This is a genomic window from Methanofollis tationis, assembly GCF_013377755.1.
Classification (GTDB): Archaea; Halobacteriota; Methanomicrobia; order Methanomicrobiales; family Methanofollaceae; genus Methanofollis; species Methanofollis tationis.
The window spans coordinates 1,798,781-1,817,117 of the sequence record NZ_JABXWR010000001.1 but is presented as its reverse complement, the minus strand read 5'-3'; the positions used below and the strand labels follow the sequence as shown (position 1 = coordinate 1,817,117).

Genomic DNA, 18,337 nt, shown 5'->3' with positions numbered 1-18,337 from the left:
CGGCAGAAAATATCCCTTATAATCCCCCATATCCCAAAATCTCCCCATTATTCTGCGAAGATATATACTTTTAAGTATGGGGGGGACAAATAAAAAGGTGATTCATTCCACAGGTGAGAGAGAGGTTGACCAGAATATTTGTTCCAAAACGGGTGTTTTTTACCTGCGGCGTGGGGAGGGATTCAGAATATCTCGGTTCCTTCGAGATGGCACTCAGAACGGCAAAGATCGAATGCTACAATCTCGTGACCGTCAGTTCCATCCTGCCCCCGAAATGCCGGATCATCCCGCGTGAGGAAGGTCTTGCCGACCTCGATCCAGGGAGCATCGTATTTACGGTAATGTCAAGGATCTCTTCCAACGAATCACACCGCCGGATATCGGCCTCTCTCGGGGTCGCCATCCCTGAGTCCATGGAGGAGCAGTGGGGCTACTTCGCCGAGCACCACGCTTTCGGCGACGGGAAGGAGAAGGCAGGAACGTATGCCGAAGACCTTGCATACCGGATGTACCAGAGCATCACCGACAAAACACCTGAAAAAACGCTCAACATCACTGAAAGCGCAATCGTAGATGAAGACGGCCACTGGACGACGGTCCTCGCCGCCGCCATCTTTCTCATGGAGTAATTATGACGTCACGCACACGTGCGCACCACACCACCTGCCCATACTGCAACGAAGAAGTTTACCTTGAGGAGCTGATCGGGGGAAAATGCCCGCTCTGCGGCAGCACCCTCGAGGAGCCCGAGGACGAGTGCCTTGAGGTCGATGACGGCCTCGAGCGCTCAGACCTCTCATGGCTCATCTGCCATTACTTCCTCTTCAAAAAAATGGACGAACTCGGTGCCAACCCCCTCCAGATCATGGAGGTGATCTCCCGTCTCGACAGAGAAGGCGCATTCGAGGAGGAGAACGAAGAGCACGTGTCCTTTGAACTGGAAGTTCCGTTCAGCCGCCTTGAGAGGATCCTGCCAAAGCGATGCAGCTGCTGTGGCCGGTCGTTTTTCAGGGGCGGAAAAAAAGTATTTGCCGGGGAGAGCGGGCAGGCGGGTTACGCCATCTCATACCGCTGCCCCCTCTGTTCTCAGTAAGTCCGTGCAATAACGGTCGAGGTGCCGGGGCGCCCGCAGACAATGCAGGCTCCCTCGCTCTTTCCGATATGAGCGCTGCGCACTTCTGTTCCGAGCACGCTCGCATTCGTCTCTTTTTCGATTGCTTCCGCGCAGGTCTCGTCGCCGCACCAGTGGACGACGGCGATCCCGGTCTTCGTCGCCTCGATCGCCGCATCCACGCTCTCCGCCAGGACGATCCTGGAAGTGAGAGACGCTTCGGCCCGTTCGCGCAGCCGCCCTGCAAACGCTGCCAGAACGCCGGGGATCTCACCGGCAAGACCGGCACGCACGAGCGTCATCTTCTCGCCGTCCCGGGTAGCGGCGACGACGGTGCCGGCCGCAAGGTCTCTCGGGCCGACCTCGATGCGCAGGGGCACGCCCCGCATCTCCCAGTGGTAATACTTCGCCCCGGGCCGCAGTTCGCGGTCGTCGACCTTCACCCGGAGACCGGTCGCCTCAAGTTCGGCCTTGAGCGCCTCTGCAGCCGCCCTGACCTCCTCGGCCTGCTTTTTCATGATGATCGGGATTATCACAACCTGCACCGGCGCCACTTTCGGCGGGAGCACCAGGCCGCGGTCGTCGCCGTGGACACCGATCGCCGCCGCAATGCAACGCTCTGAGATCCCGTAACAGGTCTGAGAGACAAACTGCTGCTCCCCTGTGGCGTCCTCGTAGGTGATGTTGAAGGTCTTTGAGAAATGGGTGCCGAGATGGTGGGCGGTGCCCACCTGCAGAGTCCGGCCGTCAGGCATCAGAGCGTCGACAGCCATCGTATAGTCGGCGCCGGGGAACTTGTCCCAGTCCGGGCGGCGGGATATGATCACCGGGATGCAGAGGTCGTCGTAGAACTGTGTATAGAGGGAGAGAGCAGTCTCAACCTGCGCCGCCGCCTCGTCCCAGGTTGCATGGGCGGTGTGGGCCTCCTTAAAGGAGGTGATCTCGCGGAGGCGGATGAGCGGGCGCGTGTGCTTCGTTTCGTATCTGAAGGTGTTGACGATCTGGTAGATCTTGATCGGCAGGTCGGCGTGAGAGCGCACCCAGAGGGCGAACATGGGATACATGGCGGTCTCACTCGTCGGCCGCAGGGCGAGCGGGACGTCGAGTTCGGTGAGGCCGCCATGGGTGACCCAGTAGACCTCCTCCTCAAAACCCTTGATGTGCTCGGCCTCTTTCATGAACTCGGTCTTCGGGATGAGGAGGGGAAACAGGGTCTCATCGTGGCCTGATGCATCGAGCAGGCCGCGGAGGATCGTATAGGTGTGCCGCCTCAGCCCGAACCCGAAGGGAAACCAGACATACAGCCCCTTCACCGGGTAGCGGACGTCCATGATCTCGGCGCGCCAGAGCACGTCATTATACCAGGCTGAAAAATCGGATTTTAGGGGGAGTGAACCGCTCTCGTCTTCCATTGGCGTACCTCAGACCACTATCTGTAGGAGCGCGGGCGTAATAAATGCCTCTACAACAGCCGCTGCGGCGAGAAGCGGGACGACAGTGCGGAGAAAAAACCCGCCAAGACGGGCCGCTTCGGCGGCAGCGTCACCGGCACCGGATATATCGGCAAGGAGAGAGCGGGCGAGGGCGAGTCCCAGGGCCGCCGCAATGAACAGGGCCGGGAGCTCGAAGATCCCGTGGGGGATGAGCCCGACGGCAAGCCCGATCGGGCCGAGCCTTTCTGCGATCTCGCCGGCAAAGACCCCGATGATCAGGCCGTTCGAGAGAAGTATGAACAGGGTCAGGAGGCCGAAGGTCGCCCCCCCAAGGAAGAGCAGAAGGCAGGCCTGCAGGTTGTTCAGGAAGATCTTCAGGGCGAGCATCCCGGGGGAGTCTCCCAGGATATCGGCAAAGACGCCGTTTTTGACCGCCTCGATCACCTGGTCGGCCACCGGATCGCCGGAGAGGAGGACGGCATAGCCCACGGCGATCCCGAGGAGGAAGACGCCGACCGAGACGGCGAGATAGGTGCCGAACTCCCGCCTAGACATAGATCACCATCCGCATCATGTCCCGGACGCCCGGCGCCATGCCAACGACGATCATGGCAAGGAGCACCAGGTGCCAGAAGGCGACATTCCCCTCCTTCCGGTAGAGTTCGAGCACATAGATCGCCGGGACGATCACGGCGAGTTTCAGCGGGAACATGGAAAAAGCCGTCCCGCTCCACTCGATCAGGACCGAGCCCACCACATGCTGCTCCACATAGTGGAGTGAGTGAAGGTCGATGCCGAACGAGGTGGCAGAGGCGTCAAAGAGGTGGCCGACGATCAGCAGGAGATAGAGAGGATCGCTGACGTACTCCCAGCCGAGGACATAGCGGAGAAACGCAAACACCGCCGCCGAGGAAGCTGCGGCCATCGCCGGGATGGCAAGGAGCACGACCAGATCGATGCGGGTGTTTGCGGCGCCCCAGAGGAGGATGAGAATGAACACAGCCGCCGAAAGGACGACCCCGATCAGCCCGTAGGTCCGGGAATACTCTCGGACGACCCCTTTTACTTCGAGGAGGCGGGAGAGGAAGAGGGCACCGACGGTGATGAAAAAGACGACGAAGAAGATGATCGGGGTGATCAGCAGGATGCGGAGGTCGGAAGTGATCATGCCGGTGTCCTCGACGACCCGCAGGAGCCCGCCCAGGACGACGAAGGGGATCGTTGCCAGGACAAAGTCGCGGTTGACCTCGATCCCGAAACGCCTGAGACCGCGGTAAACGAGATAGACCGAGAGGATCAGGATGAGGGCATAGGTGAGCGTATCGACGATCGTGTACGGCTGGCCGTATATGATCGGATCAATGTAATATTTGTAGAGGAACTCCCTAATCATCAGTGATCTCAATGGGTGGAGCGAGTATAAAAGTGCTCAGGGAGAAGGTCTTTGACAAGTCCAGATGGATGCAGCTCCCGCGAGACGTCATCATCGGGCACAACGTCCTCGGCGAAATCCCCTCGGTCTGCCGTGACTTAAACCTCGGCTCCCGTGCCCTCCTCATCGCCGGCGAACACACGATGGGGATCGCCGGGGAGCGGATCGCCTCCCTCCTCGGTGAGACCTGCGAGGTAGAGACCTATATCACCCACGGCAACTCCCTCGAAGAGATTGCTGCCGTCGAAAAAGCCGGGGCTTCTGCCGATTTCATGGTCGGGGTCGGCGGCGGGCGGGTGATCGACACCGCAAAGATCGTCTCGTACAACCTCGACCGTCAGTTCATCTCCGTGCCGACGGCGGCGGCGCACGACGGCGTCGCCTCGTCGCGGGCGACCGTCCCCTCGCCTGAAGGGAACATCTCACTCAGCGCCCACCCCCCGATCGCCGTGGTCGCCGATACCGGGATCATCGCCGCCGCACCCAGGCGTCTGCTTGCATCGGGCTGTGCCGACATCATCTCCAACTACACCGCGATCCTGGACTGGGAACTCGCCCACCGCCTGAGGGGCGAGCCGCTCTCCGAGTATGCAATGGCGCTCTCGAAGATGACCGCCGAGATTACGGTCAAAAATGCCGCCGTAATCAGCGCCCACACCGAAGAGAGCGCATGGATGGTGATGAAGGCCCTTGTGTCCTCGGGCGTCGCCATGAGTATCGCGGGTTCCTCGCGTCCGGCAAGCGGGGGGGAGCACAAGTTCTCCCACGCCCTCGACCGGATCGCACCGGGGCAGGCGCTCCACGGCGAGCAGTGCGGCCTTGGAGCGATCATCACAATGTACCTGCATGGCGGGGACTGGCGCTGGATCCGCGACTCCCTCAAAAAGATCGGCGCCCCGACCACACCGGCAGGCCTCGGTATTTCGGACGAAACCGCAGTCGAAGCGCTGCTTGCGGCACCCTCCATCAGGCCGGAACGCTTCACCATCCTTGATATGGGGCTGTCCCGGGAGAGGGCCGAGGCGATCGTCAAAATGCTGTATGAGGAGTGAGTAACATGGCAGAGCAAAAACCGAAAGTAACCCTGATCGGGAGATGTCTTGCAGAAATGGGGCTGGAATTCGTCTATGAAGGCGATGCGCAGGAGTGCAAAACCTGCAAACTCCTGAAGGTCTGCCATAACCTCCAGCCGGGAAAGAAGTACCAGGTCGTGGGCATCAGGAAGAACACCGATCAGGGGTGTCCCGTTCACCTGGGCGGCATCTGCGCCGTCGAGGTGATCGAGGCCCCGGTCGTCACCCTCATTCCGGCCGACCGCGCCATTCTCAACTCGCGCATCCATTACGAGTCGCCCTGCACCAGGACCGACTGCCGGAGTTATGCCCTCTGCCACCCGGACGGCATCATCGACGGCGAGAAATATATGATCGCCAGAGTCCTCGGCAACGCCCCGGAGATCTGCGAGAGGGGCAGGACGCTGAAGCTCGTCGAGCTGCGGCCGGTAGTCTGATCAGACGTGATCGGCCGTAGCCCAGAGCCGGTGCGCCACGGAGAGCACCTGGCCGGTGTGCCTGAAGTCCGCGAGCCAGCGGTGGGGAATGGCGACGAGACCATAATGGGCCCCGGCAAGGGCCCCGGCAATCGCACCGACCGTATCGGCGTCCCCGCCCAGGTTGACCGCCCGGACAAGGGTCTGTTCGAAGGTCTCCGAACCCATGAAAACGGCAAGCGCGCAGTGGGTGGAGAGGACGGCGTCGAGAGAGGGCTCGAGCGGCCAGGCATGGAAGTCACCGAACCGCCTGATAACCTCGTCACTCTCACAGGAGTCAAGGGCACGGCAGAACGCCTGTATTTTCGAGGTGCCCCGACACATTTCAGAGACCATACGGTTCACAAATGCCGAACACTCCCCGGCAACGGGATCATAATGGGTGAGGGCCGAGCAGGCGAGGCTGGCCTCCCGCACCGCAGAGGGCAAATAGAAAATACCGATTGGTGGGCCACGCATCACACTTCCATTTGTTCTGCTCCCCTTGTTATGGATATGAGCGATCCTTGCCGCCTCATCAGGCCTCACGCCCTCGCGGATGAGAGAGAAGACCATCCGTGAGGTCGGCCCATAGTATGCGGGCTCCTGTTCGAAGCCGGCAATAAGGCGAGATATGAAATCTTCCGGGGAAAAGCCCCTGCAATGAACGAGCGATCGGGCGAGCCCCATCGCCTGCAGGGTGTCGTCGGTATATTCACCCCTGGAAACAGCGTGGATTCCGCCGCTCTGCATTTTCGTTACCTTTTTTTCCGGCGGGGGCAGCCCTTCGAGGGGCGCACCCAGAGCGTCCCCCACAGCAAGCCCAAGGAGCGTACCGGCAGCCAGAGCGAAGCGCGATATAAAGATCACCAATAAGATATATCAATCGGGGAAAAAATGTATTTTTTGACGTTAGGTGATTGCGTGCAGAAGGAAGAATTGCTCCACGTGCATATGCTCCTGATGCATATCAGGAAGTATTACGAGACAACTACAGGAGAGGAGGTCTATACCCCCGACTACGATCTTCTCGGTGTCTCCCCGGCCCACATTCATAAAAACAAAGTCTCCCACAAAAAAGCCATTCTTGCACTCGGTGAAGACCTCATCCACCAGCTGCGGACCTCCCCACATCTTCAGCAGGTGGATTACTCCCCCAAAGCCACCCATAATGAGGGTATAGTACAAGAACATTAGACAATGGATGACGTCGACCTCTGCCGGGAGATCATCTCCCGGATCTCTTCTGATTCGTGCAGCCCTGCCGATCTTCAGCGGGTCAAGATTGCAGTCTGCCGCGCGTACAGGGTGGCAGCCATCCCGAAAAACTCGGCGATTCTTGCCGCCGCAACTCCGGACGAGGCGCGGGCCCTCAGGAAGATCCTCATGGTCAAGCCGACGCGGACGCTCTCGGGCGTCGCACCGGTGGCGGTGATGACCTCTCCGGCGCCATGTCCACACGGGAAATGCCTCCCCTGCCCTGGCGGGCCCGACCACCCCTTCCAGTCCCCCCAGAGTTATACAGGGCAGGAGCCCGCCGCCCTCCGCGGCGCTCAGAACGAATATGACCCCTGCCGCCAGGTCGAGGCGAGGCTCTCTCAGTTTGAGGCACTCGGCCACCATGTGGACAAGGCCGAGCTGATCGTGATGGGCGGGACGATCACCGCCCGCACCCCCCAGTATCAGGAATGGTTCGTCACATCCTGCGTCCATGCGATGAACGAGTATCGCAGTGCCGAACGAAGACACCTCCCCCCGAGGGACGAGGTATTTACCGCAAATGAGACGGCGGCCGTCCGCTGCATCGCCACAACCTTCGAGACGCGGCCAGACTGGTGCAGAGAGGAGCATATTGCCGGGATGCTCGACCTCGGGGTGACGAAGGTCGAGCTCGGTGTCCAGCACACCGACGACGACATTCTCGCCTTCAACCGCCGTGGGTGCACGGTGGCCGACGCCGTCGGGGCGAACAGGATGCTGCGGGACGCCGGGATCAAGGTCGGTTTCCATATCATGCCGAACCTTCCCGGGAGCACGATAGAAGAGGACCGGGAGATGTTCCGGACCCTCTTCGCCGACGAACGCTTTCGCCCGGATTTTCTGAAGATCTACCCGACGCTGGTCACGCCGGGGTCTGAGATTGAGGCGCTCTGGCAGCGGGGAGAGTACGCACCCTACCCTGAGGAGGTGCTCGTGGACCTGATCGCATATGCAAAATCACTCCTCCCGGAGTACGTCCGTCTCCAGCGGGTGCAGCGCGATATCCCGGCGCGGCTGATCGTCGCCGGGTCGCGCCACTCGAACTTCAGGCAGCTTGCACAGGAGCACCTCCGCCTGAATGGCGGCGAGTGCCGGTGCATCAGGTGCCGCGAAGCCGGACGCCGCCCTTCAGAGGCAGAACCGTCGATCCGCGACCTTGTCTACCACTGCTGCTGCGGCGAGGAGCATTTCATCCAGGCAGAAGCTGGAGACACCCTTATAGGATTTGCACGCCTCCGGTACCCCGGAGAGACCTTCAGGCACGAGCTTGATGGTGCGGCCCTGCTACGGGAACTGCACGTCTATGGAACGATGGTCCCCCTCGGCGAGAGCGGAGAGGAAGGAGAGTACCAGCACCGCAGGTTTGGAAAAGAACTCCTTTTCAGAGCGGAAGAGACAGCAAGGAGTGCAGGATGGGACAGGATCGCCGTCAACAGCGGGATCGGTGTCCGCCCCTACTACCGGGGGCAGGGCTATGAACGCGAAGGGCCATATATGGTAAAGAGGCTGAGATGAAACCTGCAACCCTGGAATTCGTCAGGCAACGCTTCAGATCGTACTACCGGGACAGTTACCTGGCCGCACCTCCGTCCCTCCCCCAGCGGGAGTGGGGGTTCATCTTCTTCGATCAGAAGCCAGAGATGCGGATGCGGCGGCACCTGGGTTTCGGCTCCCGCGAGGAGTGCCACGAATATATCAGGTCGATGGCACCGGCGCACGCCTACTACTCCACGGCCTATTATGCAAACCCGGGTGCGGGCACGATGGGAGAGAAGGGGTGGAGCGGCGCCGATCTCATCTTCGACATCGATGCAGACCATCTCTTCACCTCCATGAAGGGGATCACCTATGACGTGATGCTGGGGCGCGCAAAGGACGAGACGGAAAAACTCGTCGCCATGCTCACCGGCGAACTCGGGTTCTCGCCAAAGACGATCACCACCGTCTTCTCAGGCGGGCGGGGCTACCATGTCCATGTGCGCGATCACCGGGTCCTCGCATGGGGGAGCGGCGAGCGCCGCGAGATCGTCGACTACCTCTGCGGTACCGGGATGGAGCCGCAGCTCCTCTTCGACACCGGCGACAACAGCGGGTGGCAGGGGCGGTTTGCCGGCGCCCTCGAGGAGTACGCCCGCACCCTGCTGGCCGATGGGAGGGGGGCCGCAGAGAAGAGGCTCTGTGCCATGGACGGTATCGGAAAAAAGTACGCCGGACGGTTTCTCTCGGCCCTTGAAGCGGCCGATGAGGATCTCAAGGCCGGAAAAGTGCCGCGTGCCGTGCTCTCGTCCCCGGCCCTCCGGACCCTTCTGTCACCCGAGGGAGGAGAACTCCTCCAGAAGATCAAAGAGCGAGGGGCGGCGGTTGACGAACCGGTGACAACCGATATCAAACGGTTGATCAGGATGCCCACCTCTCTCCACGGCGGGAGCGGGCTGCGGGTCGTCGAGGTGCCGCTCAGGGATCTCGCCTCCTTCGACCCTCTCGAAGACGCCGTCGTCTTCGGCGATCGCGAGGTGCGGGTCGACGCAGCCTTCGACCTCTCCGTCCCGATGCTTGGAAACGTGCACGCGATACGGAAAGGCCAGAACCTCATTCCGGAGGCCGTAGCGGTCTACCTCTGCTGTCGCGGGATCGCCGATTACGGGGGGTCGGCATAATGGATCTCGACGACCTGCGGATCATCGTCTGGAACGAGCGCGAGAGCGGGAAACTCTCCGAGGTTCCAGCCGAACTTTTTGCAACGGGCAGGGCCTCACTCAAAGAGATCCAGAACGAGATCCATGCAATCGGGGATCCCTTCTCAGAAAACGGTGCCGTGCTGCAGGACCGCTACCACAGCATAAAAGAGACGTTGAGTACCATCGTCAAACTCCGCCTCAAAAAGATCCTGAAGCTTGCTGAGGCACAGATCGAAGGGGGTTATCGGGATCGGGACGAAATGAAGACGATGCTCCCGGAGGAACGGGCGATGTTCGACGCGGTCCGCCGGGAGATCGCCCTCTGCCGCGACCAGATGCTCGAAGAGGCGGCCGGGGCAAGCGCACCCACCAGAGAGGCAGAAGTGCCCGTATCGCCCGGTGAAGGCGAGGGCGAGGATGAGGCCTTCGTCTCGTTCGTGGAGGAGGTCTTCAAAGAAGAGGAGGAGAAACGGGCCGGAGCGGCACCGGTGCAGACGACACCGGGTGACGTCTCCCTTGTCCTCGTCAATGAGGGGATCCCGCCGTTCATGGGTCTGGACGGCCGGACCTATGCCCTGGAGGCCGGAGACCTTGTCACCCTCCCGAAAGGGAACGCCAGGGTGCTCAGCGAACGCAACATAGCCTTAAATATAAGGCTTATCAAATAATACAGGTATTCGAGAGAATGGCTCCGGAGTGTGCATGAGGGAGAAATTCGGCAAATACTGCCAGAAATTACCGATCCCAGAAAGATCATGCATATTCCGGTGCTGCCGCTCTGGCCCGCACCGGGCTGCATAACCATCGTGAGGGGCTTATTTCATGAAGATGCCAGCAAAGTTCAGGGCCTACTGCCCACACTGCAGATCGCACGAGATCCAGGAAGTTGAAAAGGTAAAGAAGGGGCGGACCAGCCACCTGCACTGGATCGACCGGCAGAAGGCGCGGAGAGGCAAAGTCGGAAACATGGGCAAGTTCTCCAAGGTACCCGGCGGCGACAAGCCGACCAAGAGGGTGAACGTCAGATACCGCTGCACAAAATGCGGTAAGGCGCACCTGCGTGCGGGCTGGAGAGCAGGCAAATTTGAGATTGTGGAGTGAGAGATAATGGTACGTCAGCACCGCGAGAACAGGAGCAAATTTTACCGGGTCAAGTGCCCGGACTGCGAGAATGAACAGGTGATCTTTGAGAAGGCCAGCACCGTCGTGGACTGCGCGGTCTGCGGGCATGTGCTCGCCGAGCCGACCGGCGGAAAGGCCGTCATCAAGGCGGAGATCAAAGCAGAACTCCAGTGAGACAGTTAGATGCACGAGATTAATGAATGGCCGGAGGAGGGCGAACTCGTCGTCTGCACGGTTGAGGACGTCAAAGACTTCGTGGCATTTGTGCGTCTGGACGAATACGAGAACAAAAAAGGACTCATCCATATCTCCGAGATCGCCACCGGCTGGATCAAATATATCCGTGATTTTGTCCGTGAAGGCCAGAAAATCGTCTGCAAGGTCCTCAACGTCGATACCGACAGGGGTCATATCGACCTCTCCTTAAAGGATGTCAACGAGCACCAGCGCCGCGAGAAGATCCAGGAGTGGAAGAACGAGCAGAAGGCCGAGAAATGGATCGGTTTTGTCGCCGAGGCGACCGGAACCGAACCACACGCCATCAAGGAGGTATTCTACACTCATTTCGGACTCCTCTACCCCGCATTTGAGGAGATCGTCACAGAAGGCGAAGCCGCCCTGAAGAAGTTCGGCTTCTCAAAGAGTGTCAACGAAGCCCTCAAGACGGTTGCCGGGGAGAACGTGAAGATATCGAAGGTGACGATCACCGGCACCCTCGTCCTCACGTCCATGAAACCGGACGGCGTCAACATCATCCGCCGCGCCCTCAGGAGCGCACAGCCGAAGATCGATGACGTGGAGATCGATCTCACCTATCTGGGTGCACCGAACTACCGGATCAAAGTCACCGCCCCGGATTATAAACGGGGTGAGCGAGCGATCGAGAAGGCAGCGAAGGCCGCGATCGGCGTCATGGAGCGTGCAGGCGACGCCGCAAAATTCGTGAGAAAGCAGAAGGCAAAGAGTGCATGAGCGGGCGGATCCGGTACTGTGAGCGGGATCACCGCTATACTCTTTTTATCTGCTGTCCGGTCTGCGGAGAGCCGACACGGACCGCCCATCCCGCGCGGTATTCGCCTGAAGACCGCTACGGCGCCTACAGGAGAGAGGCACAATCATGGACGAGATAGAGATCGAGTTCGATACCGATGACGAGTTAAAGGCCGATGTGCTCGTCGAGGGCCTGCCAGGCATAGGGCAGGTCGGCAAACTCGTCGTCGAGCACCTGATCCAGGAACTGAAAGCCGAGCGGATCGTCGAGATCACCTCCATATTCTTCCCACCGCAGGTGCTCATCGAGCCAGGCGGCGTTGTGCGCCTGCCGAACAACGAGATCTATCTCTGGAAAGGGAAAGAGCAGTCGATCGCCTTTCTGATCGGCGACTACCAGAGCACTTCGAACGAGGGGCACTACCTCCTCTGCGAGTCATATCTCGACGTTGCAGAGGAACTCGGCGTCAAACGGGTGTACACCCTCGGCGGCTACGGCGTCGGTCAGATCATTGATGAGCCGCGGGTGCTCGGAGCGGTGAACGACGACGACCTCGTCGCTGAGATTACGGCGGCAGGGGCGGTCATGACCGGCGGAGAGCCCGGCGGCATCGTCGGGGCGTCCGGCCTTCTTCTCGGCCTTGCAAAGCGCCACGGGATCGAGGGGGTCTGCCTGATGGGGGAAACCCCGGGCTACCTTGTTGACCCGAAGAGCGCCACCGAGGTGCTCATCGTCCTCTCCAGACTTCTCGGGATCAGGGTCGATCCAGCGCGGCTTGCCGAGCACGCCGCGGAGATGGAGAAGATCCTGGAGAAGTACCAGGAGATCGAGAAGGGCCACGAAGAAGAGTCCCTCAACTACATCGGATAATATGGACGTCTACGCCGACCTCCATATCCATTCACCCTTTTCTATGGCGACCTCTCCAAAGGTCTCGCCCTCTTCACTCCTTGCTGGCGCCGCCAGCAAGGGAATCGGCGTGCTCGGGAGCGGGGATGCCCTCCACCTGGAATGGCGGCGCGCCTGGGAGGCGTTCGAGAGCGATGCCGGGATCGTCGTTCTGCCCACCGCCGAGGTCGAAGGACAGGGGCGTGTCCATCACCTCATCATCATGGATGAGTTTGCGCAGTTTGCCGAACTCCATGACCGCCTTGCCCCGCATTCCCGGGACATCACCACCTCGGGCCGCCCCCATGTAAAACTCACCGGCGAAGCGATCGCCGCGGCCGTCCACGACCTCGGCGGCCTGATCGGTCCGGCCCATGCCTTCACTCCGTGGACCTCCCTGTATGCCGCCCATAACTCGGTTGCCTCCTGCTACGGGGAAGAGCCGATCGATTTTCTTGAACTCGGGCTCTCAGCCGATTCGTCCTACGGGGCCGGGATCCCAGACCTCGACGGCGTGCCGTTCCTCACGAACTCTGACGCCCATTCGGTTCACCCGACAAAACTCGGGCGGGAGTTCAACCGTCTCGAGATCGCCGGTGCAACGCCGAAGGCTGCCTTCAATGCCGTGCGGCAGGGACGGATCACCCTGAACGCCGGGTTTTTCCCGGAGGAAGGAAAGTACAACCGGACCGCCTGCACCCGGTGCTACCGCCAGTACACCCTCGAAGAGGCCGCAGCTGCCGGGTGGACCTGCCCGGACGACGGCGGTGCGATCAAGAAAGGAGTCGCTGACCGGGCGCGGGAACTCGGCGGTATGCACGCCCCGCTGGACCGCCCGCCGTACTACCATGTGATCCCCCTGGGAGAGATTGTTAGGGTCGTCTGCGGCACATGCTCGGCCTTCACAAAGGGAGTTGAGGAGCGCTACCGGCGCCTCACCGACACACTCGGCACCGAGATCGCCATCCTCACCGAGGTCCCGATTGACAGGATCGCCGCCGTCGACCCCGCGGTCGCCGTCGGGATCGCCGCCTTCAGGGAGGGGCGGGTGGCGCTCGTGCCCGGCGGTGGCGGAAAATACGGCACCTTCACCCTGCCGTGAATGCGCTCCCGCACCGGGAGAGGGGCGACGTGCACGCCCTGCAGACCCAAAAAAATCCGTATTACCCATGAAATTCAACTCTTTTTTGCACTTTGACGACGATAGGATGAGCAAATCCAGATCGTGCAAAAGAGCCACTATTAAATAGGGGTACGAGAATACAAAATAAAGTTTACTTTAAAACAAAATATGTTGTAGGGGTATCATCATGCATATTATGGAAGGATTTCTCCCACCAGAATGGTGTCTGTTCTGGTTCATCGTATCGGCCCCGTTCATCGTCTACGGGATGTATCAGATGAGAATACTCATACGGGAAAACCGTGAGACGCTCCCCCTCCTTGCCGTTGCCGGGGCCTTTGTCTTCGTGCTTTCCTCCCTGAAGCTGCCCTCGGTGACCGGGAGCTGCTCCCACCCGACCGGCACCGGCCTCGGGGCGATCCTCTTCGGGCCCTTCATCACCTCGGTGCTCGGGCTGATTGTCCTGCTGTACCAGGCGATCTTCCTCGCCCACGGCGGCCTCACCACCCTCGGGGCGAATGTCTTCTCGATGGGCATCGCCGGCCCGATCGTCGGATGGGCAATCTATAAGAGCTGTACAAAGGCAGACCTCAACACCTACGTCACCGTCTTCCTTGCAGCGGCCCTCGCCGACCTCTTCACCTACGTCGTCACCTCGGTGCAGCTCGCCCTCGCCTTCCCGGCCGAGAGCGGCGGTTTCGTCACCTCGTTCATCGCCTTCGCCACCGTCTTCGCCGTCACCCAGGTGCCGCTTGCGATCATCGAAGGCGTGGTCATCGCCCTGGTCTTCAAGTATATCATTGCCGTGCGCGGCGAGATCCTGACAAAACTCGACGTCCTCTCGGCATCGGCGGTCGCCCGCCTGAGGGGGGCGATGGCATGAAGTACCTCGCGGAGATCGCAGCGCTCCTGATCGTTCTCCTCTTTGCGGGATCGTTCATTGTCGTCCTCAACACCGGGGAGCACGAATGGGGCGGGGCCGATGGTGAGGCCGAAGACGTGATCATGCAGATGAGCGGGAACAGTTACGAGCCATGGGCGTCGCCCGTGTACGAACCCCCCAGCGGCGAGATCGAGTCGCTGTTCTTCAGCCTCCAGGCAGCGATCGGGGCGATCATCATCGGATTCTTCTTCGGGTATTATTACCGAGGACGTCAGATCACTACAGAATAAAATCTCCCCCATTTTTGCAATCGCCGGGGTGCAGAGGAGACTGACCGATTGATGGAGAACATACTGGAGGACCATGCCCACCGCAGCGCCCTGCGCCATCTGGACACACGCCTCAAACTCCTCGTCGGCGGCGGCGCCATCCTCCTCGGCCTCCTCTCTCCCTCTCCACTCGGCCCAGCGTTTATCGCCGCCACCATGGCGGCAATCACCGTCGGCGTCGCCCGGACCCCGATCAGGTTCTACGCACACCTCCTCACCATCCCGCTCTCCTTTGCGACGATCTCGGCGGCGGTGATCCTCTTCCTCTCCGGGGGCGGGGAGACGCTCTGGGCCGCAGCGATCGGCCCGCTCACCCTGACGGCGACGACCGGATCGGCAAACCTTGCCGCCCTCATCCTTGCCCGGACCTTTTCCGGGATGTGCGCCCTCTTCTTCATCGCCCTCACCACCCCGATGGCGGAGATCTTCACGGTGATGCGGTCGCTTCGCCTGCCGCGGGAGTTCGTCGACCTCTCCATGCTCATCTACCACTTCATCTTCGTCCTGATCGGCGAGGCGGTGGCGACCCGCAACGCCCAGGAGATGCGCCACGGCTATGTCAGTTTCACCAACGCGATCGCCTCGTTTGCGATGCTGGCCGGAATGCTCTTTGTGCGGGCGTGGGAGAAAGGCGAAGAACTGATCGTCGCCATGGACGCCCGGTGTTACGACGGCGTCTTCGCCGCCGGCGAGGAGACGGAGGGGGCGAGTCGCCGCCAGATCGCCCTCGTCGCCGCATATCTCTGCCTCTGCACGGCGGTGGCAATCGCCGCGCGGGGCGCCACGATATTCTGAGGATGACCATGACCTGTGCACTTGAATTCCAGGACGTCCACTTCGCCTATCAGGACGGCCCCGAGTCCCTCAGAGGGATCAGCATCGCCGTGAAAAAAGGGGAGAAGGTCGCACTCGTCGGCCCGAACGGGGCCGGAAAGACAACTCTTCTCCTGATGTGCAACGGCACCCTGAGGCCAACGAAGGGGCGGGTGCTCCTCGACGGCGAGGCGCTCGCCTACGACACCCGGTCCCTGCGGGAGGTCCGCCGCAAGGTGGGGCTTGTATTCCAGAACTCAGACGCCCAGCTCTTCGCCCCGACGGTCTGGCAGGACGTGGCTTTTGGGCCGGTGAACCTCGGGATGCCGGCGGACCGGGTGAAAAGCGTCGTCGCCAGGGCCCTGCACGATGTCGGGCTCGTCGGCTTCGAGAAACGCCCGCCCCACCACCTCTCAGGCGGGGAGAAGAAGAGGGTGGCGATCGCCGGCGTGCTTGCCATGGACCCGGAGGTGATCGTCTTCGACGAACCGACAAGTTCGCTGGACCCCGCGACCGCCGAGGAGGTGATGGACCTGCTCGACGAGGTGAACCACAGCGGGCGGACGGTGATCCTCTCGACGCACGACGTGGAACTCGCATACCGCTGGGCCGACACCGTGGTCCTGATGGACCAGGGCGAGGTGCTCAGCACGGGCACGGCAGAGGCGCTCTTTTCCGACGTCGCGCTCCTGCACCGGGCGAGGCTCAAGCCCCCGGTGGTGATGGACCTCTTCAGGGAACTTGCCGGGCGCGGCGTTCTCTCGCGGGAGGCGCCACCCGGAAACGCTCTCGCCTTCACCGACCTTGTCGAGCGGCAGGTGCTCGGCCGCGTCTCCCCTGACGGTCACGGCAGGATCTACATCGCCGACGTCGGCGACGGGGCGGCAGACCGGGTGAAAACGCTCCTCTCTTCCGGGACGGTGGAGCGGGTCGGAGCGATGGGCACGAAGGCGAAACGGTTCGCTGGTGACGAGAAGATCGCCCTCGACTTCACCTACGGCGTCATAGACAAGTGCCTGCTGCGGGCGGTGAACGGCGAGAACTCCCTGGTCCTCACCTCAGGCGGGATGGTCGAGCACACCGTCGGGCGTATCGCCGCCTACATGACAGAGAGCGGAAGACAGATCGAGGTCTGCCGGATGTGAGCAGAACCCGCTATTTTGGGCATGAAAAACGGGTGGAGCGACATCGCGTTAACAAAACCTGGTGAACGACTGCGGCAGGGATCGGAAGATACTATTAATGGACGGGGAGGATAATTATTGAGTACAATGCTTACGATTCACCGGGAGATATGTGGCTATTGCGGTGCCTGCGTATCGGTCTGCCCTGAAGGGGCTCTCGAACTGGTCGATGCCTACCTGACCGTCGATACCGGCGCCTGCATCGGCTGCGGGCTGTGTACGAAGGCCTGCCCGCTCGGAGCCCTGGAGGTGACCGATGAAGAGTGAATACGATATTCTCGTCATCGGCGGCGGCCCCGGCGGAGCGCTCGCGGCATGGACCGCCGCAAAGGCCGGCCTCTCCGCATGTATCATCGAGAAGCGGCCGGCGATCGGTGCGCCGGTTCGCTGTGCCGAAGGGATCGGAAAAGAACTCTTAAAAGAGTTCATGGAGCCAGACCCCCGCTGGATCTCTGCCGATATCCAGCGGGCCAGGATCGTCGCCCCTGACGGCACCTCCATCGCCCTCGATGAGGGACGGGCCGGCACCGAGGTCGGCTATGTCCTCGACCGGAAGTTCTTCGACCGGGAACTTGTCTGGAAGGCATCTGAGGCAGGGGCCGATGTCTTTGTGAAGACACGGGCAGTGGCACCGATCATCGAAGAGGGACGCGTCTGCGGGGCGACGGTGGAGTTCTGCGGGAAGCGGTGCGCCATCAGGGCGAAGGTCACCATCGCCGCCGACGGTGTCGAGTCAAAGTTCGCCCGCTGGTGCGGGATCGACACGACCCTCCCCCTCCGTGAGATGATGAGCTGCGCCCAGTACCTCGTCACCGGGATCGACATCGACCCCCATTCCAACGACTTCTACCTCGGCGAGGAGGTCGCCCCCCAGGGCTACCTATGGGTGTTTGCCAAGGGGGAACGGAGCGCGAATATCGGCGTCGGCATCCCGGCGTCGAAGTCAAAGCCCGGCATGAGGGCGAAAGACTACCTCGACCGCTTCATGAAGGAGCGCTATCCTGAGGGCAGGATCATCGAGTGCGTCTTTGGCGGGGACCCGGTGAGCAGGCCCCTCCCCTGCACGGTCGCTGACGGCCTGATGATCGTGGGCGACGCTGCACGGGTCGTCGACCCAATCACCGGCGGCGGTATCGGCAACGCCATGATCACCGGCAGAATGGCCGCCGAAGTGGCGGCGAAGGCGATCGCCGCAGGCGACGCCTCGAAGGCGGCCCTGATGCCCTATGACGAGGGCTGGCGGAGTTCAAAAATGGGCCGCACCCTTGAGCGCAACTACCGGGTGAAAGAGTATTTCATCACCCTCTCGGACGAGAAGATGAACACCCTCGCCCGCTCCATCGAAGGGATCAACTTCAGCGAGATCACCGTGATGGCCCTCCTGAAGGAGATCATCAAGCGCAACCCGAAACTCCTCCTCGAACTCAAGCACCTCAAAGACTCCCTCGGGTGAAACAGGGATCTGCGGCACCATAAAACCCAGGCAGGTCTCTGCGGTTTCCCCCTCCATTTTTTACACCATCCGGGCGTTTCCGGCTCCTTTTCGTCATCGCCCTATTATA

General features: G+C 61.1%; 24 protein-coding genes. 20 read left to right on the top strand and 4 right to left on the bottom strand.

Annotation, left to right across the window (positions count from 1 at the left end):
* The first annotated feature begins 113 nt into the window (after positions 1-113).
* On the top strand, positions 114-629 hold the full coding sequence (locus tag HWN36_RS09510; protein ID WP_343044969.1) for a pyruvoyl-dependent arginine decarboxylase: 516 nt from the start codon (positions 114-116) through the stop codon (positions 627-629).
* A 2-nt stretch (positions 630-631) separates the two neighbouring features.
* Positions 632-1,093 carry a hypothetical protein gene (locus tag HWN36_RS09505; protein WP_004039876.1) on the top strand — a complete coding sequence of 154 codons (462 nt, stop codon included), beginning with the start codon at positions 632-634 and terminating at the stop codon, positions 1,091-1,093.
* Here the strand turns inward: HWN36_RS09505 and proS are convergent.
* Genes proS through HWN36_RS09490 form a run of 3 tightly spaced genes read right to left on the bottom strand, consistent with a single transcriptional unit; the run spans position 1,087 to position 3,937 of the window.
* Complete coding sequence (gene proS, locus HWN36_RS09500) at positions 1,087-2,523, bottom strand: proline--tRNA ligase (protein WP_176789113.1); 1,437 nt, start codon at positions 2,521-2,523, stop codon at positions 1,087-1,089. The genes HWN36_RS09505 and proS overlap by 7 nt on opposite strands.
* A 9-nt stretch (positions 2,524-2,532) precedes the next feature.
* Complete coding sequence (locus tag HWN36_RS09495; protein ID WP_176789112.1) at positions 2,533-3,099, bottom strand: stage II sporulation protein M; 567 nt, start codon at positions 3,097-3,099, stop codon at positions 2,533-2,535.
* On the bottom strand, positions 3,092-3,937 hold the full coding sequence (locus tag HWN36_RS09490) for a DUF63 family protein (RefSeq protein ID WP_176789111.1): 846 nt from the start codon (positions 3,935-3,937) through the stop codon (positions 3,092-3,094). The genes HWN36_RS09495 and HWN36_RS09490 overlap by 8 nt, the downstream gene beginning before the upstream one ends.
* A gap of 11 nt (positions 3,938-3,948) precedes the next feature.
* On the opposite strand from HWN36_RS09490, the gene HWN36_RS09485 reads away from it, so the two are divergent.
* Positions 3,949-5,028, top strand: a complete 1,080-nt coding sequence (locus HWN36_RS09485) for an NAD(P)-dependent glycerol-1-phosphate dehydrogenase (protein ID WP_176789110.1) — start codon at positions 3,949-3,951, stop codon at positions 5,026-5,028.
* 5 nt (positions 5,029-5,033) lie between these two features.
* Positions 5,034-5,486 carry a UPF0179 family protein gene (locus tag HWN36_RS09480; RefSeq protein ID WP_176789109.1) on the top strand — a complete coding sequence of 151 codons (453 nt, stop codon included), beginning with the start codon at positions 5,034-5,036 and terminating at the stop codon, positions 5,484-5,486.
* On the opposite strand, the gene HWN36_RS09475 is transcribed toward HWN36_RS09480, so the two are convergent.
* Complete coding sequence (locus HWN36_RS09475; RefSeq protein WP_176789108.1) at positions 5,487-6,374, bottom strand: ADP-ribosylglycohydrolase family protein; 888 nt, start codon at positions 6,372-6,374, stop codon at positions 5,487-5,489.
* A 27-nt stretch (positions 6,375-6,401) separates the two neighbouring features.
* On the opposite strand from HWN36_RS09475, the gene HWN36_RS09470 reads away from it, so the two are divergent.
* The 16 genes from HWN36_RS09470 to HWN36_RS09395 all read left to right on the top strand — a co-directional run bounded on the left by HWN36_RS09470 (position 6,402) and on the right by HWN36_RS09395 (position 18,228).
* The gene (locus HWN36_RS09470) at positions 6,402-6,701 is read left to right on the top strand and encodes a UPF0058 family protein (RefSeq protein WP_176789107.1); all 300 of its coding nucleotides are present in this window, start codon (positions 6,402-6,404) and stop codon (positions 6,699-6,701) included.
* Between the two features lie 3 nt (positions 6,702-6,704).
* Entirely contained in the window at positions 6,705-8,279 is a 1,575-nt protein-coding gene (locus tag HWN36_RS09465) for a tRNA uridine(34) 5-carboxymethylaminomethyl modification radical SAM/GNAT enzyme Elp3 (RefSeq protein ID WP_176789106.1), read from the top strand.
* Positions 8,276-9,421: a DNA primase catalytic subunit PriS gene (gene priS / locus HWN36_RS09460; protein WP_176789105.1), complete on the top strand. Its 1,146-nt coding sequence runs from the start codon at positions 8,276-8,278 to the stop codon at positions 9,419-9,421. Before HWN36_RS09465 ends, priS begins: the two co-directional genes overlap by 4 nt.
* Complete coding sequence (locus tag HWN36_RS09455; protein WP_176789104.1) at positions 9,421-10,110, top strand: DNA replication complex GINS family protein; 690 nt, start codon at positions 9,421-9,423, stop codon at positions 10,108-10,110. The genes priS and HWN36_RS09455 overlap by 1 nt, the downstream gene beginning before the upstream one ends.
* A 154-nt stretch (positions 10,111-10,264) precedes the next feature.
* Positions 10,265-10,543 carry a 50S ribosomal protein L44e gene (locus HWN36_RS09450; protein ID WP_004039906.1) on the top strand — a complete coding sequence of 93 codons (279 nt, stop codon included), beginning with the start codon at positions 10,265-10,267 and terminating at the stop codon, positions 10,541-10,543.
* A 6-nt stretch (positions 10,544-10,549) separates the two neighbouring features.
* Positions 10,550-10,738, top strand: coding sequence for a 30S ribosomal protein S27e (locus HWN36_RS09445; RefSeq protein WP_004039908.1), 189 nt, complete (start codon positions 10,550-10,552; stop codon positions 10,736-10,738).
* Between the two features lie 9 nt (positions 10,739-10,747).
* Positions 10,748-11,536, top strand: coding sequence for a translation initiation factor IF-2 subunit alpha (locus HWN36_RS09440; protein ID WP_176789103.1), 789 nt, complete (start codon positions 10,748-10,750; stop codon positions 11,534-11,536).
* The gene (locus HWN36_RS09435; RefSeq protein WP_004039912.1) at positions 11,533-11,694 is read left to right on the top strand and encodes an RNA-protein complex protein Nop10; all 162 of its coding nucleotides are present in this window, start codon (positions 11,533-11,535) and stop codon (positions 11,692-11,694) included. Before HWN36_RS09440 ends, HWN36_RS09435 begins: the two co-directional genes overlap by 4 nt.
* Positions 11,682-12,425, top strand: coding sequence for a proteasome assembly chaperone family protein (locus HWN36_RS09430; protein ID WP_176789102.1), 744 nt, complete (start codon positions 11,682-11,684; stop codon positions 12,423-12,425). The genes HWN36_RS09435 and HWN36_RS09430 overlap by 13 nt, the downstream gene beginning before the upstream one ends.
* A gap of 43 nt (positions 12,426-12,468) precedes the next feature.
* Positions 12,469-13,545 (top strand): endonuclease Q family protein, encoded by a 1,077-nt coding sequence (locus HWN36_RS09425; RefSeq protein ID WP_343044968.1) that lies wholly within the window; start codon positions 12,469-12,471, stop codon positions 13,543-13,545.
* Between the two features lie 208 nt (positions 13,546-13,753).
* Complete coding sequence (locus HWN36_RS09420) at positions 13,754-14,449, top strand: energy-coupling factor ABC transporter permease (protein ID WP_176789100.1); 696 nt, start codon at positions 13,754-13,756, stop codon at positions 14,447-14,449.
* On the top strand, positions 14,446-14,739 hold the full coding sequence (locus tag HWN36_RS09415) for an energy-coupling factor ABC transporter substrate-binding protein (protein ID WP_176789099.1): 294 nt from the start codon (positions 14,446-14,448) through the stop codon (positions 14,737-14,739). Before HWN36_RS09420 ends, HWN36_RS09415 begins: the two co-directional genes overlap by 4 nt.
* 51 nt (positions 14,740-14,790) lie before the next feature.
* On the top strand, positions 14,791-15,573 hold the full coding sequence (cbiQ, locus tag HWN36_RS09410) for a cobalt ECF transporter T component CbiQ (RefSeq protein WP_176789098.1): 783 nt from the start codon (positions 14,791-14,793) through the stop codon (positions 15,571-15,573).
* 8 nt (positions 15,574-15,581) lie between these two features.
* Positions 15,582-16,736 (top strand): energy-coupling factor ABC transporter ATP-binding protein, encoded by a 1,155-nt coding sequence (locus tag HWN36_RS09405; RefSeq protein WP_176789097.1) that lies wholly within the window; start codon positions 15,582-15,584, stop codon positions 16,734-16,736.
* Positions 16,737-16,862: 126 nt separating this feature from the next.
* Positions 16,863-17,042 (top strand): 4Fe-4S binding protein, encoded by a 180-nt coding sequence (locus HWN36_RS09400; RefSeq protein WP_004039925.1) that lies wholly within the window; start codon positions 16,863-16,865, stop codon positions 17,040-17,042.
* Positions 17,032-18,228, top strand: coding sequence for an NAD(P)/FAD-dependent oxidoreductase (locus tag HWN36_RS09395; RefSeq protein ID WP_176789096.1), 1,197 nt, complete (start codon positions 17,032-17,034; stop codon positions 18,226-18,228). Before HWN36_RS09400 ends, HWN36_RS09395 begins: the two co-directional genes overlap by 11 nt.
* Positions 18,229-18,337: the final 109 nt, after the last annotated feature.